We start from the raw sequence: 15,922 nt of genomic DNA, 5'->3' as shown, positions 1-15,922 counted from the left end.
CGCGAGACGGGGACGCGGAGTGTCGTACCCCCGTGCGAGACTCCTCCTCATGCTTGGTGTCATCGACCTTCCCACCTACCTGGCGGGCCTCGTCCTGATCGTCCTGCTCCCCGGGCCCAACTCGCTCTACGTGCTGTCCGTCGCCGCCCGGCGCGGTGTGCGCGCCGGGTACACGGCCGCCGCGGGCGTGTGGTGCGGGGACACGGTGCTGATGACGCTGTCGGCGGCCGGTGTCGCCTCGCTGCTGCAGGGCAACGCCGTGCTCTTCGGGATCGTGAAGTACGCCGGGGCGGGATACCTGACGTGGCTGGCGTTCGGGATGCTGCGGTCCGCGCGGGCGATGTGGCGCACCCGGCGGCAGCGGGTCGAGGAGGAGGTCCCCGAGGCGTCGGCCGCCGAGGAGCGGCCCTACCGTCGGGCGCTGGTCATCAGCCTCTTCAACCCGAAGGCGATCCTGTTCTTCATCGCCTTCTTCGTGCAGTTCGTGGATCCCGGGTACGCCTACCCGGCCCTGTCCTTCATCGTGCTGGGAGCCTTCGCCCAGCTCGCGAGCTTCCTCTACCTCACGGCGCTGATCTTCAGCGGGACGCGGCTCGCGGAGGCCTTCCGGCGGCGCCGGCGGCTGTCCGCGGGCGCCACCACCGCGGCGGGCGCCCTCTTCCTCGGCTTCGCCGTCAAGCTGACGCTCGCCAGCGCGTAGTGCCGCGGGGCGGCCCCGGCCTCGCCGGGCCGCCACCGCCGTGCCCGCGTCGCGCCGGGGACACGGGAGTGGCGCGCACGTGGCGCACGCCGCTCAGCGGGCGAGGAACGGGACGAGCAGCGCGGTGAGTTCGGCGGGTGCGTCCAGCGCGATGAGGTGAGCCGCGGTGGCGAACTCGACGAGGGTGGCGTCGGGGATCTCGGCCGCGTAGCGGCGGGCGATGTCCTGGAAGTCCTCGATGTCGAGCTTGCCGACGCCGACGAGTGTGGGGACCGGGACGGCCGCGAGGTCGCCGGCGGCGGGGCCCTGGGAGTGCGTTCCCACGACGTCCTGGTTCTCCAGTGACGTCCGGAGCGGGCCGCGGAGGCGGTCGGCCAGTCCGGCGGCGACGTCCTCCCAGGTCCGGGACGGTCCGCGCAGCCACATGTCCAGGTTGACCTGGACGGCGGCGTCGAGGTCACCGGCGGCCAGGGCCGCGGTCTCCTTCTCGTCGTACGCGATCATGTCGGCGGACCAGTCGTACCCGCGCCACGGAGGGGAGAACACCGCCAGCGAGTGCACCCGGTCCGGGTGGGCGAGGACGAAGTCCAGGGCCACCCGGCCGCCCCAGGAGGCGCCGACGAGCCGGACCCGTTCGTGACCGAGGTGGTCGAGGAGGCGGCGGAGGTCGTCCGTCTCCCGGAACGGGCCGGACGGTGGCGCGGACTCGCCGAAGCCGCGCAGGTCGTACCGGATGACGGTGTGCCGTTCCGCCAGGCCGGGCCACACCTCGTCCCACATGCGGTGGTCGGCGACACCGGCGTGCACGAGCACGACGGGTGGTCCGTCTCCGGTGACGAGGTAGGAAAGGCGGCCGAGATCGTCCTCAAGTGTGAGCATCGGTCCGATGATCGCAGCGCGACCACGCGAGAGCCACTGATTTTTGCGGGGGAGGCGGACGGGTACGGAGGAGGACTCCGCGACCCGGCACCGCCACCGTCACCGCCCCCACCGCCCCAGTGCCCCCACCGTCCGCACCGTCTCCGCCGTCACCGCTCCCGGCCGGCCGTCAGCCCCACCCGGTCCGTGTACCGGGACAGGTCCCGCGCGCCGGTGCCCGCCCATCCCACGTAGCCGTCGGGGCGGACGAGGAAGACGCCGGACCCGTACCTGTCGTACGGCGCGATCCTGGCCGTACGGACGCCGGGGAGGGAGGGCGGCCCGTCCGCCGTGCCGACGGCGAGCAGCGTCCAGTGCGGTCCCCTGAACAGGTCGAAGAGCCGGACGCCCGCCACGGTTCCGTCGGGGGCGCGGTCGCCCGCCCGCAGGGCCTTCCCCGGCAGGTCCGCACGGGTCTCCACCGCGAGGGAGGAACCGCGGTAGCCGAGGCCCAGTTGGCGGGTCGCCTCGCCGCGCCGGACCTCGCCGCGGTGCACCCGGGTGGACAGGCCCAGCATGCCGGCGGCGACCGGCAGCCGTTCCTCCTCGTAGGTGTCGAGAAGGGACTCCGGAGCGTCGCCGCCCAGCACGGCGCCGAGCTTCCAGCCCAGGTTGTAGGCGTCCTGGACGCTGGTGTTGAGGCCCTGGCCGCCGGCCGGTGAGTGGACGTGCGCCGCGTCCCCGGCGAGGAAGACCCGTCCGGCGCGGAAGCGGTCCGCCAGCGCGGCGCGCGGCCGGAAGTCGGAGGCCCAGCGCACCTCGGTCACGGCCTCGGCGGGGAGATGGGAGCGCTCGGCGACGGTCCGGCGGACGCCGTCGGGGGAGAGGTCGACGGCGGTGCCCTCCGGGAACTGCGCCGTGAGCTGGAAGTCCTCCGTGCCGGCCAGCGGGCAGATCGCCAGGAAGCCGCCGGTGTCCTCGCGCGGCGGGAAGACGTGCCAGTTGTCGCGGTCGAGCCCGGTGATCCGTACGTCCGCGACCAGCATCGGAGAGGGGTCGACGGTCTCTCCGGTCATGGGGATGCCGAGCGCCCGCCGCACCGCGGAGCGGCCGCCGTCCGCGGCGACGGCGTACCGGGCTCGGACCGGTGCGCCCGAGGCGAACTCCACGGTCACCCCGTCCTCGTCCTGCGCGACCCCGACGACCTCCCGGCCGAAGGCGACCCGCCCCCCGGACTCCTCCAGCCGCGCGAACAGGATCTCCTGCGTACGCCACTGCGGCACCATCCACGGCGCGGTGTACGGCGAGTCCTCCGTCGTCCCGGCCGGGTCGAACATCACGTGTTCACCGGCCCGGCGGCCGTCCTGCCAGATCATGCCCACCGGGTAGTCGCCGCCCGCCGCGCGGATCGCGTCGAGGACGCCGAGGTCGTCGAAGACCTCCATCGTGCGCGGCTGGATGCCCTTGCCGCGCGAGCCGGGGAACAGGCCGTCGGCCCGCTCGACGATCAGCGCGTCCACTCCGCGCCGGGCCAGGTCGATGCCGAGGGCGAGGCCGGTCGGTCCGGCGCCGACGACGAGTACGTCCACCTCGGTCCCGCTGTCCGTGGCCATGTCCCCCGACGTCTCCTTAACGTTGTTAAGTTCCATGCCGCGAGCATGCCCTTAACGGCGTTAAACTGTCAAGCGTGGCTACTCAGAGACCCCAGCGCTCCCCCAAGCTGGACAAGAGGCAGGTCGTCGGGACCGCCCTGCGGCTGCTCAACGAGACGGGCCTGGACGGCCTCACCCTCCGGGCCATCGCCAAGGAGCTGGACGTCCAGGCGCCCGCGCTGTACTGGCACTTCAAGAACAAGCAGGAACTGCTCGACGAGATGGCCACCGAGATGTACCGGCGGATGGCCGAGGACGCGGCGGTGGCTCCGGGCGACGGCTGGCGGGAGCGGCTGCTCGCCACCGGCCGCGGGCTGCGCGCGGCGCTGCTGAGCTACCGCGACGGCGCGAAGGTCTTCTCCGGCTCACGGTTCACCGGCACGCTGCACGCCGTCGAGATGGAGCGGACGCTGACGCTCTTCACCGAGGAGGGATTCACCCTCGCCCAGGCGGTCCGCGCGACGTCCACCACGTACCTCTACACGATCGGCTTCGTCACCGAGGAGCAGGGCGTCCAGCCGCTGCCGGGCGAGCGACGCGAGGGCTACGACGTGCAGGAACGCGCCCGCCGCATGGCCGACTTCCCCCTGTCGGCAGCGGCGGGCGCGGAGATCTTCGAGGACTACGGGCGGCACTTCGAGGAGGGCCTGGCCCTGTTGATCACGGGCATCGCGGCGCGGTACGGCGTCGACTGAGCGGTGCGGGGACCGGCCGCCCCTCGCGGCGGACGGCCGGCGCGGGCCGCGTCAGCCGCGTCAGCGTGCCGCCGCGCGCCGGGCGGTGCGGGCGTTGCGGAGGGCGCGGGTGAGGACGGGCGGCAGCAGGTCGGCGGCGATCCGCCGGGTGCGGGTGCGGGTGCGGGTGCGGCGCGGGCCCGGCCGGGAGTGCGCGGAGGCCGCTCCGGACGGACGCCCCGCGGACTCCTCGGTGTCCGCCGCGCCGAGGTCCTCCCCGGCGTGCCGGGACGGCGGGAAGGGCGGGGCCTGCATGTTCTTGGACTTGAGCCGGACGATGCGGTGGCCGGCCGCGTACTGCACGCTGAGGTGGCAGTCGTCCCGCTCCCGCACCGAGGCCAGCAGCGCCTCCTGGACCTCCTCGGGGTCGTCCCAGGTCCCGTACAGCTTCTGGGTGCTGAGACAGACGGGGCGCAGGCCGCGGTTGAGCACGGCCTCCCAGGCGGCTATCGAGACACCGGGCGTGTGCTCCGAGCGGAAGTCGTCCAGGACGACGACGCCGCCGGGCAGCAGGGCGTCGCGGGCCGCGCCGATGTCCCCGTGGACGTGCTCGTAGAGATGGGAGGCGTCGATGTGGACGAACCGGCAGGACCGGGGGGCCACCTCGGCCGGGACCAGCGAGCTCGGGCCCGGCAGGACGCGCGGCAGCTCGTCGTGGAAGGCGAGGTAGTTCTCCTCGAAGGCCTTCCGTGTGAGCCTGCTGTAGGACTTCGTCGACTCCGCGCGGTTGGCACCGTCCGGGGCGTCGCCCTCGAAGAGGTCGCACACCGTGTACCGCTCGCCCTCGCCCAGGTGGTTCCCGAGGAAGATCGCGCTCTTGCCCATGTACACGCCGACCTCCAGCAGGTCGCCCCGGGTGCCGGCGGACTCCTGCCGGTCCAGGAACCACTCGAAGAGCATCTGGTCGAGAACGGGGAACCACCCGGGGACGTCCTCGAGACGGCGGGGCGGCCTGGTCGTGTTCGGTGCGGCGGTCATGAGAGAAGGCGCTCCCTTGCGCGGACGGGGCGAGCGGGCGCCCCGGAACCTATGAGACGCCCATGACTCGGTCAATGCCTCTGCGGCGCCTGCCCGCGGCCTTTCCGCCGAACCCGCGGGGAGATGAACAGCGGGCGAACTCCCACTGTTCAGGGGGTTCTTTCCGGGGGTCCGGGACGTATTCCTACGGCCGCGGCTTCGCCAGCACCGCGCGGAGCTTCGGGGTGAGCCGGTTCTCCACGTAGCGGTTGAGCAGCCAGGCCAGCAGCAGCATCGTCACGACGGTCAGCGGGAGGGCGCCGTACGCGGGGATGTGCAGGGTGCGGTGGTAGGCCTTGATGACGACCCATCCCAGGTGCTCGTGGACCAGGTAGAAGGGGTACGTCAGGGCGCCGGCGACCGTCAGCCAGCGCCAGTTCGCCCAGTTCAGGTAGCCCAGCGCGATCGCGCCGACGGCGAGGAAGCCGAGGGTGACGACCAGGATGATGCCGAACGAGGTGCGGTAGGAGAAGAACTCGGGGTTGGGCGCGTGCCACAGGCGGTCCACCGCGTAGTGCTGGCCGATCAGCCAGCTCACGCCGACGATGCCCCAGGCGTACGCGTCACGCCGGTCGCGGTGCAGGAGGTACAGGCCGACGCCGCCGATGAAGAACGGGGCGTACTCCGGCATCAGGACGGTGTTGAGGAGCGGTTCGTTCGCCGTCTGGGCGATCGCCGCGGCCAGGGTCCATCCCGCGCAGAAGAGGATGACCCGCCGCCGGTTGGCGCCGGGCAGGACTATGCAGAGCGCGAAGAGCGCGTAGAACCGGACCTCCGCCCACAGCGTCCAGCAGACGCCCAGCACCCGGTCGACCCCCAGCGGCTGCTGGAGCATCGTCATGTTCAGCAGGGCGTCGCTCGGCCCGACCGTCTGGTACGCGACCACCGGCAGCGCGAACACGGCCGTCACGATGATCACCGCGGCCCAGTAGGCGGGCAGCAGCCGGGACGCGCGGGAGGCGAAGAACGACCTGAGCGGCCGGCCCCAGCCGCTCATGCAGATCACGAAGCCACTGATCACGAAGAAGATCTGGACGCCGAGACAGCCGTACGCGAAGTACGAGTGCAGGCTGGGGAACTGGTGCCGCGGGGAGGTGCCCCAGGCCTCGGTGACCTCGCCGTCGCGGCCCCCGTAGTGGTACGCCGCCACCATCAGCGCGGCGATCAGCCGCAGTCCGTCCAGGGCCCGCAGACGGGATTCCCGGGGCTTCGTGCGCGCGGGCGGCCGGGTGTCGGGCGCCGGGAGGACGGCACGGATCGCCGGGCCCTCGGACGTCACGCGCGTGTCCTGGGGGGTGTTGGTCACGGAATTCCTCTTCGCGGGCTTTTCACGCTGGCGGCTTACACACAGCACGCTAGTCCGATTCACAGGATGCATCCGATTGCCCAGGTGACGATTCCCCGTCCGGACTCCATGAGTTCACCCTCCCGTCGCTTCCGGTTCCCCGATTCCCCGGCGGTTCCCGAATTCACCGACAAGGGCCGATACGGGAACGGGGCCGTGGAAGGAGGCGACGGACGCATTCCTCCGGCGCGGGAACGCGGAACGGGCGTGGGGGCCGGTTCGTCGTGAACCGGCCCCCACGCCCGCGGGCACGCTGGAAAGGCGGAGGCTCAGCGCCGTACGGCCCGGCGCAGACTGCGCGCCCTGCGCGCGACCCGGCGGACCGTGGCGTTGCGCGGCAGGAAGGCCAGCTGGGCCGGGACCGCGCCGGGCAGCGCCAGCGAGGTCAGCCGCTTGCGCTTGAAGTACCGCCAGGTGTGGGTGTCCAGGTGCTGCGTCAGATAGCGCTCGGCGGCCGGGCGCAGGTCAGGCAGGATCTTCGGCTGCATCGCGTAGCCCACGGCCCGTACGAGCCCGGACAGGGTCTCCGTGGTCATGCCGACGCGCTGCTCGGTGACCGCCGCCCGGTCGGTCAGCTCCGGCACCAGGGCGTCCACGATCGTGACCGGGACGCGGTTGCTGTTCTCGTAGGGCACCAGGCGGTCCAGCAGCGTGTCGGTGCCGACCCGGGCGACGGGCAGACCGTAGAGCGCGGACGCGGTGAACAGCGCGGTGGAGAAGCAGCCGACGACGAGCGCGGGCCGCATGCGCTGGTACAGCACCTCGGCGAGGACGGGGGTGTCGAGCACCGTCAGCTCGACGTCGAGCTTTCCGGCCTCCTTCTCCAGGACGCGCGACCAGCGGGCCGGCGCCGTGGGGTGCGGCTTGAACACGACCCGGGTGTGACCGAGCGCGACGGCGCCCTTGAGCATCCGTACGTGCAGGTCCTCCTCCTGCTCGGGGGTGAGGATGCCGAGCGCGGAGAGGTACTGGCCGAGCAGCAGCGCCGGCTCGTCCACCGACGGCAGGTCGTCGCCGGTGTCGACGAGTTCGGCGAGCACCTTCGTGAAGGCGTCCGTCGGCACGATCTCGGGTTCGACACCGAACTCGGTCAGCAGCAGCGGGGTCAGACCGGGGACCAGGTCCAGGTGGAGCAGGCGGGTCACCCGGGTGCCGACCAGCGGGTCGATCTTGTTGCGGGTGGGGCCGTAGCTCATCAGGCCGTCCGCGTACACGGTGACGGGCGCGCCGGTGAAGATCTGGGCCAGCCCGAGAGCCGGGTTGACCTGGATCGATTCGACGGCCAGCTCGATATCGTCGTCGCCGAGGTTCCAGGCCAGCCGCAGATGCCGCTCCCACAGGGGGGTGTCGTCGAGGCGCGGGGCCCAGCCCCCGGGGTGGAACGGCGTGATCGTCCCGTTCCACGACAGGACCTCGTCGAAGCGGCCGCGCAGCCGGCCGAAGCCGGGCATCTCGTCCACGGCGGGGGTCGTCTCCGGCGTCGCCGCGTTGTTGGAGACGAGCAGGATGCGCCGGTCGGCGGGGCCGAAGCAGTCGGCGTCCAGGGCCGCGGCGAGCGTCGCGGTCCCGTACAGCGTGGACGCCATGAAGATCTGGGTCGTCACGCCGCCACCCCGGCGCCCGCGGTGGGACGGCGGCGCAGCCGGCGCAGCCTGGTCGCCCGCTCGATGTCCATCGAGTCGAGCGCCTCGTCGAGCACGTCCTGAGGCATGCGCTGCAACGCCGCCGCACTCATCGACTTCAGTTTCCGCGCCACGGGTGGCTCGAACCTTTCCATGGATCCCAGATGGTGGGAAATGATCGCGCAGTACGTGCGCACGGCCTTGGGAAGCAGTCTCGACGCGTCGGGATCCTCGGCGGTCTCCGCGACGACCTGATCGAACGCCCGGATGAAGTCGAGCTGGCGGACGTCCCCGATCTGGGTGAGGGAGGAGGCGACACCACGTCGGTAGAACACGCCCAGCAGGCTCACCGCGGCGAAGGACTCGGCCTCGCGGTGCAGCTTCCAGATCCACGGACGGTCCTCGGCCGTCCGCAGACCGTGGGTGAAGTGCAGCAGCCCGCGGTCGACCAGACGACGGTGGTAGATGCCCGCCCAGGCGTACGCGTAGTCGACGGAGGTGGACCGGTCGGAGGGGAGTATGGCGTCCCGGGGGTTCATCACGACGCCCCGGCGGCCGTGCGGGACCCGGTGGATGGTGCGGGCCCGGGCGGTGCACTGGACATGGTCCGTACGGACGAAGTCGCAGCCCAGATCCTCGATCGCGGTGACGAGTTGCTCGTAGTAGCCGGGGGCGAGCCAGTCGTCCCCGTCGAGGAACGTGAGGTATTCGCCGCGCGCGGCGTCGATGCCCGTGTTGCGCGCGGTCGCCAGCCCTCCGTTCTTCTCATGTCTGACATGCACCGCGCCCGGGAGCTCGCGCTCCGCGCGCGCGAGAATCTCCGGTGTCTCGTCTCTCGAACAGTCGTCGACGAGAATGAATTCGAAGTCCTCGCGCACGTTCGCACGCAGGCTCTTCAGGGTGTCGGGTGCGTATTGCTGCACGTTGTAGAACGGCACGATGACGGAGAGCTTGACCACCCACGTGACGTTAGGGGGCGGTCCGGCATTCGTCTTGGCCGTTGGTGAGATGTCAGGTGAACGACGCGTGGCGAAGCCGTGAACCAGGCTGATTTCTGGATGGTTCACGGCCTGATTCGCCATTCGTCGATGTGCTGTTAACCGTTTGTTGCATTCGGGTTGGGCCGCTACTCGGAATGGCTTCCTAGCGTCTTGGACGTGCCAGCAAGTACCAGGAAGTCCCTACGGGTCGCCGTCCTCGCGGATTCCGATACGCGGTGGAAATGGGGTTCGCTCACCGCGAACCGCATATCGCCGTCCGAATCGTCCAATACGGACATTCGGGAATCGGGTCTCCGCCTCGACGGTTATCTCCTGCGCGGCCGTGCCACCCCCACCGCCCGCCAGCTCGAAGAGGTCGGCGTCCGCGCGGACTCCCTCCGCGAAGTGACCGCCGTCGAATTCCTGCGCGCCATGGAGCGGGAGCGGTACGACGTCCTGGTGCTCGCCCTGGTCGGCGGTGCCGTCCAGGCGGTCCTGCACGGTCTGGCCCGCCTCTGGGACGGGCAGGCGGAGCGGCCCGTGGTCGTCACCGGCTATGTCGGCGTCGTCTACGAGAAGCTCGCCGACGGCCTGCTGCTGCGGCACGGCGCGGACCTGGTTCTCGCCAACTCCCGCCAGGACGCGGACCGTTTCCGGGACGTGTACGAGGGGGTGGGCGCCGACGCCTCGTCCGTGACGGAGGTGGCGCTGCCCTTCCTCGGCGGGGACACCTACCGCAAGAACGACGACCCCTACACCGTCGTGTTCGCCGCCCAGCCCTCCGTACCGGAGAGCCGCAAGGACCGCACGTACCTGCTGGACCGGCTGATCGCCCACGCGCGTCTGCACCCCGACCGCGAGGTACTGCTGAAGCTGCGCTCCAAGCCGGGCGAGCACACCACGCACATCGAGGAACTGCCGTACCAGAAGCTGGCGCAGAAGGCCGATCTGCCCGCCAACTTCCGCCTGGTGTACGGACACATGGGCGAGGTGCTCGACCGCACCGACCTGCTGGTCACCATCAGTTCCACGGCGGCCCTGGAGTCCCTCCACCGCCGGATCCCCACCGTCGTCCTCAGCGACCTCGGGGTGCGCGAGTCGCTCGGCAACCACCACTTCGTGGGCTCCGGCTGCCTCGCCTCCTGGGACCAGCTCGACGCGGGACACCAGCCGGCGCCCGACCCCGCGTGGGTGGCCCGGCAGGGCGTGGCCGCCGACGGCTCCTACGAGACGGCCTTCGACGAGGCACGCGCCCGCATCGCCGGACTGCTCGCGGGCCCCGGGCTGCCGCCCCTGACCCCCTACTACACACCCGTCACCGCGCCCGGCTACCTGCCCGGGATCCTCGCCCGGCACCACCTGGCCCCGGACGGCAGCCCCCTGCCCGGCGCCCCCGCGGCCGACCGGGAGCCCAGCCCCGTACGGCAGATCGTGCGCCGGGCGGCCCGCGGCGCCTACCGCCACGGAGTGCAGCGCGTGGCCCCGGTGATCCGGCGGATGGGGGAGCTGTGACCGCCGCCGACCCCTCCAGCCTTCCTCGTCAAGGAGAACAGCGCATGACCAACTCGGAAGCGGGCCGACCGGCGCCGGTGCCCCGCGTGCTCGCGGTGATCCCCGCGCGTGGCGGCTCCAAGGGCGTCCCCGCGAAGAACCTGCTCCCGGTCGGCGGCATACCGCTGGTGGCCCGCGCGGTCCGCGAGTGCCGCGCCGCCCGTCTCGTGACGGACGTCGTCGTCTCCACGGACGACCAGGCCATCGCGGCCGCCGCCCGCCAGGCCGGCGCCGAGGTCGTGCTGCGGCCCGCCGCCATCGCCGGTGACACCGCCACCTCCGAGGCCGCCGTCCTGCACGCCATGGACGCCCACGAGGCGCTGCACGGCTCCCCGGTCGACGTGGTGCTGCTCGTCCAGTGCACCAGCCCGTTCATCGTCCGCGAGGACGTGGACGGCGTCGTGGACGCGATCATCACGAACGGCGCGGACACCGCGCTGACCGTGGCCGCCTTCCACGGCTTCGTGTGGCGCGACGGGGACGACGAGCCGGCCGTCCCGGTCGCCGCCGACGCGGGGCGCGCCGCCGTCGCGGGCGGCACCGACACCCTGGTCACGGACACCGGCACCAGCGGCGGCTACGGCGTCAACCACGACAAGTCCTTCCGCCCGCGCCGGCAGGACCGTCCCCAGGACCTCCTGGAGACCGGTGCCGTCTACGCGATGGAGGCGGCCGGCTTCCGCGACGCGAAGCACCGCTTCTTCGGCCGCACCGAACTCGTGCGCACCGACCCCGCCCGCGTGCTGGAGATCGACGACCCGCACGACCTCGCCCGCGCCCGTGCCCTCGCGACGCTCTTCGACGCGAACCGGCCCGGCGCCCTCCCGACCGCCGAAGACATCGACGCGGTCGTCCTCGACTTCGACGGCACCCAGACCGACGACAGGGTGCTGATCGACTCCGATGGACGGGAGTTCGTCTCCGTGCACCGCGGGGACGGCCTCGGTATCGCCGCCCTCCGCAAGAGCGGGCTGACGATGCTGATCCTGTCCACGGAACAGAACCCGGTCGTCGCCGCCCGGGCCCGGAAACTCAAGATCCCGGTCCTCCACGGCATCGACCGCAAGGACCTCGCACTGAAGCAGTGGTGCGAGGAGCAGGGCATCGCGCCTGAGCGCGTGCTCTACGTCGGCAACGACGTCAACGACCTCCCGTGCTTCGCCCTCGTGGGCTGGCCCGTGGCGGTCGCGAGCGCCCACGACGTCGTGCGCGGCGCCGCACGCGCGGTCACCACCGTCCCCGGCGGCGACGGCGCGATCCGAGAGATCGCCAGCTGGATCCTCGGCCCTTCTCTCGACTCCCTCGACAAGTAAGGAACGTCTCACCATGAGCAACTCCCGTCTGCGCAGCTTCGGTTCGAAGACCGCCGGCCCCGGCCACCCCGTCTACGTCGTCGGCGAGATCGGCATCAACCACAACGGTGAGCTGGAGAACGCCTTCAAGCTGATCGACGCCGCCGCCGAGGCCGGCTGCGACGCCGTCAAGTTCCAGAAGCGCACCCCGGAGATCTGCACCCCGCGCGACCAGTGGGACATCGAGCGCGACACCCCCTGGGGCCGCATGACCTACATCGACTACCGCCACCGCGTGGAGTTCGGTGAGGACGAGTACCGCCAGATCGACGAGTACGCCAAGAGCAAGAACATCGACTGGTTCGCCTCCCCGTGGGACACCGAGGCCGTCGCCTTCCTGGAGAAGTTCGACGTCCCGGCCCACAAGGTCGCCTCCGCCTCGCTGACCGACGACGAGCTGCTGCGCGCCCTGCGCGCCACCGGCCGCACGGTCATCCTCTCCACCGGCATGTCGACCCCGAAGCAGATCCGCCACGCGGTCGAGGTCCTCGGCAGCGACAACATCCTGATGTGCCACGCCACGTCGACCTACCCGGCGCAGGCCGAGGAGCTCAACCTGCGGGTCATCAACACCCTCCAGGCCGAGTACCCGAACGTGCCGATCGGCTACTCCGGTCACGAGACGGGCCTGCAGACCACGCTCGCCGCGGTCGCCCTCGGCGCCACCTTCGTCGAGCGTCACATCACCCTCGACCGCGCGATGTGGGGCTCCGACCAGGCCGCCTCCGTCGAGCCGCAGGGCCTGACCCGCCTCGTCCGTGACATCCGCACCATCGAGGCCTCCCTCGGTGACGGTGTCAAGAAGGTCTACGAGTCGGAGCTCGGCCCGATGAAGAAGCTGCGCCGCGTCACCGGCGTCGTCGCCGAGGCGGAGATCGCCGCCGCCGCCGGCGAGCCCGTCGCGGTCTGAACTCCCTGATCTCCTTACGACGGGACGGTCGTACGCCGATGAGCCCCCGCGCCGGTACCTCCGGCCCCCACACGCTGGCCTTCGTCGAGAGCCCGGTACAGCTCCTGAACGTGCTGGAGTGGGCGCATGCCCACGTCCCGCACGCGACGGAGGCCGGCGAGCGGGCACCCGGCGCGGGACCGGACGGCGCGTCCGTCCGGTCCGCCGGCGCGGGGCTCACCCTCGTCGTCCTCTCGCCCAACGACCCGATGACCCGCGGCCAGCTGCGCCGCATGGCCGAGCTGGCCCGCGACGAGGGTCACGAGGTCCGCTGGGAGGAGGCGCGCGGCGGCACCACGGCCCCCTTCCACACCATCGGCGGTCTGGCACCACTGCTGCGCAGGGCCCACCGCATCGTCATGGGGGACCCGTTCTCCCGTTACGTGCAGCTCCTGCTGACGATCACCAAGGCCCGCGACCTGGTGGTCGTGGACGACGGCACGGCCACCATGGAGTTCGTCGCGCAGCTGGCCCGCGGTGAACGCCTGGTGCGGTGGCACCGGCGCGGGGGCCGTCCCGGCGCCCGTGACGTGCTCTTCGCCCCGGTGTCGTCCTCGGCCCGCCGCCGGCTCACGCCGAGCGCGGGACGGCGGGTGGAGGTCTTCTCCTCCATGCCGATCGACTCGGCGCCGGACGGTGTCACCATCACCGCCAACGACTTCTCCTGGACCCGCGCCCGGTTCGGGCCGCCCCGGATCACCAAGGGGGCCGACCTGGTCGGCACCTCGCTGGTGGAGACGGGTGTGGTGGACCCGGACCGCTATCTGGAGGCGGTCCGTTCGCTCGCCAAGGCGCACGGCGCGACCCGCTACTTCGCCCACCGCAGGGAGAGCAGCGACAAGCTCCACCGGCTGGCCGTCGAGACGGGGCTGGAGATCGTCCGCCCCGACCTCCCCCTCGAACTCATCGCCCGGCGCGGACCCATCGGCCGCACGATCCTGAGTTTCCCCTCCACCGTCGTGCACACGCTGCCGTTGGCGCTGGTGGGGACCGAGGTCCGGGTCGCCGTCTGTGACATCGACCCGGCGTGGCTGACGGAGACGGCCTCTCCGCGCGCCCAGGGTTTCCTGTCGGGCGTCACCGGCACGGCCCGGGACGTGCACCGGCTGTCCTCCGTCGCGACGGCGTAGGAACCCGCGCCGCCGCGCGCCCGCGACATCCCGCGGACGGCGACGGCCGCCCCCCTTTCACCGACACCCGGCCACTCGCGGCGCAGACCGGATTCCGCCCCGAACGCCCCGCCCAGATCCTGGGCGGGGCGTTTCCGCGTGGGGCGGACGACCGCTTCGACGGCGAGGACATCTACGCCCCCGAGCGCCGCCTGACCGACGCCCGCCGCCGGATCGGCACGGTCTTCCAGAAGCCCAACCCGTTCCCCGCCATGTCGATCTACGACAACGTGGTGGCGGGCCTGCGTCTGACGGGCACCCGCGCCGGCCGCCGCGAGAAGGACGAACTGGTCGAGGAGAGCCTGACCGGGGCAGGCCTGTGGAAGGAGGTACGGGACCGGCTCCGCCAGCCCGGCGGGGCGCTCTCGGGCGGCCGGCAACAGCGACTGTGCATCGCCCGGGCCCTCGCCGTACGCCCCCAGGTGCTGCTGATGGAGGAACCGTGCTCCGCGCTCGATCCCACGTCCACCCGCCGGGTCGAGGAGACCATCCACGAACTCGCGGGCCAGGTGACCGTGGTGATCGTCACCCCCACCATGCAGCAGGCGGCCCGCGTCTCCCAGCAGTGCGCGTTATTCCTCGCCGAGCAGGGCACCCCCGGCGGCATCGTCGAACACGGTGACACCGAACACATCTTCGGCACCCCTGAGGTCCAGCGCGCGGCCGACTATGTGGCGGGCCGCTTCGGCTGACATCCTCGGTCGGCATGGAGACCGGACGCCGAACCGCTCGCACCGCGCCCGCGGTGACCCCCGCACCGAACACGGTGACGGCCGCCGCGGGCGCGACGCCGGCCACGGCACCCCCGCCGACCGCCGAACCGGCCTCGAACACGGCCCTGTACGCCGACCCCGCCTGGACGGAGGGCGTGCACTGGGTCCGCCGCGCCGGACGCCACCCGGCCGACGCCACGGGCCCGACCGGCCGCGCCCCCTCCTTCCGCACCACGGTCATCGCCCCGCACGGCGGCGGCATAGAAGGGGGCACGTCGGAACTCTGCCTGGCGACGGCCGGCTACGACCCCGCCGATCTCCGGCCCACCCCACCCGCCGGACCGCTGTACGACTTCTGGATGTTCGAAGGGCTGATGAGCAGCGGAAACAGCCGCCTGCACGTCACCTCCACCCACTGCGACGACCCGGTCGCCCGCTCGCTGTGCGCGGACAGTCTCACCGTCCTCTCCCTGCACGGCTGCGGGCCGGAGCAGGCGGGCCTGGAGCCGGGCGCCGCGGCCGTCCTCGTGGGCGGCCTCGACCCCGTCTTCCGCCGGTACCTCATGGAGGAGTTCACCGCGGCCGGCATCCGCGCGGTGACGGCCTCGGGCGACGAGGAGATCGCGGGCGTCTTCCCGGACAACATCTGCAACCGCACCCTCCTCGGCATGGGCGCCCAGCTGGAGATCACCACGGCCCTGCGCGCCGCGATGTTCGCCGAGGGCCGCAACACCCTCGCCACCCGCGCGACCAGCCTCCTCCCGCCCTTCTGGACGTTCGTCGGCGCGACCCGCAGGGCGATCGAGCGGGTCCGGACCGTGCGGGCGGGACGGGCGGGGTGGTGAGTCGGGTGGGTCGGGTGGGTCGGAGGGGAGTCGCCAGGGTCACGAGGGCGCACCCGGCCGCCTCCCGCGGCACAGGCGCCTGGCTCGCCCTCGTCGCGGAACGGCCCTGATCGACAGAGCACTCGCGCCCTGGTCGACAAAGAGTGGTGTCCCGGCATCCATGTGCATGATCTCGGTCAGGTCTGTGGGACCGTGGGGTACGGGAATGGGCTCGGACACCCCGAGCGTTCTCCTATGAGTGTCCGCGAGCAGCCCCCCGCGGACTGGATCGAGAGAGGGTCGGCGGCCCGGATCAAGGGTTCGCGCCGTCCCGTGGTCACGGACCGTCACCGCAGTCGGTCACCCGCCCGGACGCGGCAGCGGCCGGGCATCGTCCCGCAGGCGCCGGTCGGCCCTCGGCCGGGATGCGGCCCGCGCAGGGCGCGCATACCGTCT

At 72.1% G+C, this 15,922-nt stretch carries 14 protein-coding genes; 8 read left to right on the top strand and 6 right to left on the bottom strand.

All coding sequences use genetic code 11. The annotated features are described in order from the left end of the window. Positions 1–49: 49 nt before the first annotated feature. Positions 50–700, top strand: a complete 651-nt coding sequence (gene leuE / locus OG776_RS17835) for a leucine efflux protein LeuE (RefSeq protein WP_148010149.1) — start codon at positions 50–52, stop codon at positions 698–700. Between the two features lie 93 nt (positions 701–793). On the opposite strand, the gene OG776_RS17830 is transcribed toward leuE, so the two are convergent. Both OG776_RS17830 and OG776_RS17825 read right to left on the bottom strand, forming a co-directional pair. Continuing rightward, positions 794–1,579 carry an alpha/beta fold hydrolase gene (locus OG776_RS17830; RefSeq protein ID WP_329321604.1) on the bottom strand — a complete coding sequence of 262 codons (786 nt, stop codon included), beginning with the start codon at positions 1,577–1,579 and terminating at the stop codon, positions 794–796. A gap of 149 nt (positions 1,580–1,728) precedes the next feature. Continuing rightward, on the bottom strand, positions 1,729–3,171 hold the full coding sequence (locus tag OG776_RS17825; RefSeq protein ID WP_329321602.1) for an FAD-dependent oxidoreductase: 1,443 nt from the start codon (positions 3,169–3,171) through the stop codon (positions 1,729–1,731). 74 nt (positions 3,172–3,245) lie between these two features. Between OG776_RS17825 and OG776_RS17820 the strand changes: the two genes are divergently transcribed. Further along, the gene (locus OG776_RS17820) at positions 3,246–3,905 is read left to right on the top strand and encodes a TetR/AcrR family transcriptional regulator C-terminal domain-containing protein (RefSeq protein WP_329321600.1); all 660 of its coding nucleotides are present in this window, start codon (positions 3,246–3,248) and stop codon (positions 3,903–3,905) included. A gap of 60 nt (positions 3,906–3,965) precedes the next feature. Here the strand turns inward: OG776_RS17820 and OG776_RS17815 are convergent, their stop codons facing one another. The 4 genes from OG776_RS17815 to OG776_RS17800 form a co-directional block, all read right to left on the bottom strand. Beyond that, positions 3,966–4,922 (bottom strand): class I SAM-dependent methyltransferase, encoded by a 957-nt coding sequence (locus OG776_RS17815; protein WP_329321598.1) that lies wholly within the window; start codon positions 4,920–4,922, stop codon positions 3,966–3,968. A 184-nt stretch (positions 4,923–5,106) separates the two neighbouring features. Beyond that, complete coding sequence (locus OG776_RS17810) at positions 5,107–6,267, bottom strand: acyltransferase family protein (protein ID WP_443077273.1); 1,161 nt, start codon at positions 6,265–6,267, stop codon at positions 5,107–5,109. A 308-nt stretch (positions 6,268–6,575) separates the two neighbouring features. Next, positions 6,576–7,910, bottom strand: coding sequence for a polysialyltransferase family glycosyltransferase (locus OG776_RS17805; RefSeq protein WP_329321596.1), 1,335 nt, complete (start codon positions 7,908–7,910; stop codon positions 6,576–6,578). Then, complete coding sequence (locus OG776_RS17800; protein ID WP_148010152.1) at positions 7,907–8,887, bottom strand: glycosyltransferase family 2 protein; 981 nt, start codon at positions 8,885–8,887, stop codon at positions 7,907–7,909. Before OG776_RS17800 ends, OG776_RS17805 begins: the two co-directional genes overlap by 4 nt. Positions 8,888–9,085: 198 nt before the next feature. Here OG776_RS17800 and OG776_RS17795 point away from each other — a divergent pair, with 198 nt between their 5' ends. Genes OG776_RS17795 through OG776_RS17770 form a run of 6 tightly spaced genes read left to right on the top strand, consistent with a single transcriptional unit; the run spans position 9,086 to position 15,487 of the window. Continuing rightward, positions 9,086–10,420 (top strand): DUF6716 putative glycosyltransferase, encoded by a 1,335-nt coding sequence (locus OG776_RS17795; RefSeq protein ID WP_329321593.1) that lies wholly within the window; start codon positions 9,086–9,088, stop codon positions 10,418–10,420. A gap of 44 nt (positions 10,421–10,464) precedes the next feature. Then, complete coding sequence (locus tag OG776_RS17790; RefSeq protein ID WP_148010154.1) at positions 10,465–11,772, top strand: N-acylneuraminate cytidylyltransferase; 1,308 nt, start codon at positions 10,465–10,467, stop codon at positions 11,770–11,772. A 13-nt stretch (positions 11,773–11,785) separates the two neighbouring features. Continuing rightward, on the top strand, positions 11,786–12,721 hold the full coding sequence (locus tag OG776_RS17785; RefSeq protein WP_329321590.1) for an N-acetylneuraminate synthase family protein: 936 nt from the start codon (positions 11,786–11,788) through the stop codon (positions 12,719–12,721). Positions 12,722–12,759: 38 nt separating this feature from the next. After that, on the top strand, positions 12,760–13,890 hold the full coding sequence (locus tag OG776_RS17780) for a hypothetical protein (RefSeq protein WP_148010156.1): 1,131 nt from the start codon (positions 12,760–12,762) through the stop codon (positions 13,888–13,890). Continuing rightward, the gene (locus tag OG776_RS17775) at positions 13,788–14,621 is read left to right on the top strand and encodes a phosphate ABC transporter ATP-binding protein (protein WP_329321588.1); all 834 of its coding nucleotides are present in this window, start codon (positions 13,788–13,790) and stop codon (positions 14,619–14,621) included. The genes OG776_RS17780 and OG776_RS17775 overlap by 103 nt, the downstream gene beginning before the upstream one ends. Positions 14,622–14,635: 14 nt before the next feature. Continuing rightward, complete coding sequence (locus OG776_RS17770) at positions 14,636–15,487, top strand: poly-gamma-glutamate hydrolase family protein (RefSeq protein ID WP_329321586.1); 852 nt, start codon at positions 14,636–14,638, stop codon at positions 15,485–15,487. Positions 15,488–15,922: the final 435 nt, after the last annotated feature.

The organism is Streptomyces sp. NBC_01689, assembly GCF_036250675.1.
Taxonomy (GTDB): domain Bacteria; phylum Actinomycetota; class Actinomycetes; order Streptomycetales; family Streptomycetaceae; genus Streptomyces.
Note: the sequence above shows the minus strand (reverse complement) of the source record. Positions and strands in the feature narration are given on the sequence as shown.

What these genes read in the sequence shown, in the direction of transcription:
- leuE (WP_148010149.1), top strand. Translation starts at nt 50, where the DNA reads ATGCTTGGTGTCATCGACCTTCCCACCTACCTGGCGGGCCTCGTCCTG.
- OG776_RS17830 (WP_329321604.1), bottom strand. Translation starts at nt 1,579, where the DNA reads ATGCTCACACTTGAGGACGATCTCGGCCGCCTTTCCTACCTCGTCACC.
- OG776_RS17825 (WP_329321602.1), bottom strand. Translation starts at nt 3,171, where the DNA reads ATGGCCACGGACAGCGGGACCGAGGTGGACGTACTCGTCGTCGGCGCC.
- OG776_RS17815 (WP_329321598.1), bottom strand. Translation starts at nt 4,922, where the DNA reads ATGACCGCCGCACCGAACACGACCAGGCCGCCCCGCCGTCTCGAGGAC.
- OG776_RS17790 (WP_148010154.1), top strand. Translation starts at nt 10,465, where the DNA reads ATGACCAACTCGGAAGCGGGCCGACCGGCGCCGGTGCCCCGCGTGCTC.
- OG776_RS17785 (WP_329321590.1), top strand. Translation starts at nt 11,786, where the DNA reads ATGAGCAACTCCCGTCTGCGCAGCTTCGGTTCGAAGACCGCCGGCCCC.
- OG776_RS17780 (WP_148010156.1), top strand. Translation starts at nt 12,760, where the DNA reads ATGAGCCCCCGCGCCGGTACCTCCGGCCCCCACACGCTGGCCTTCGTC.
- OG776_RS17770 (WP_329321586.1), top strand. Translation starts at nt 14,636, where the DNA reads ATGGAGACCGGACGCCGAACCGCTCGCACCGCGCCCGCGGTGACCCCC.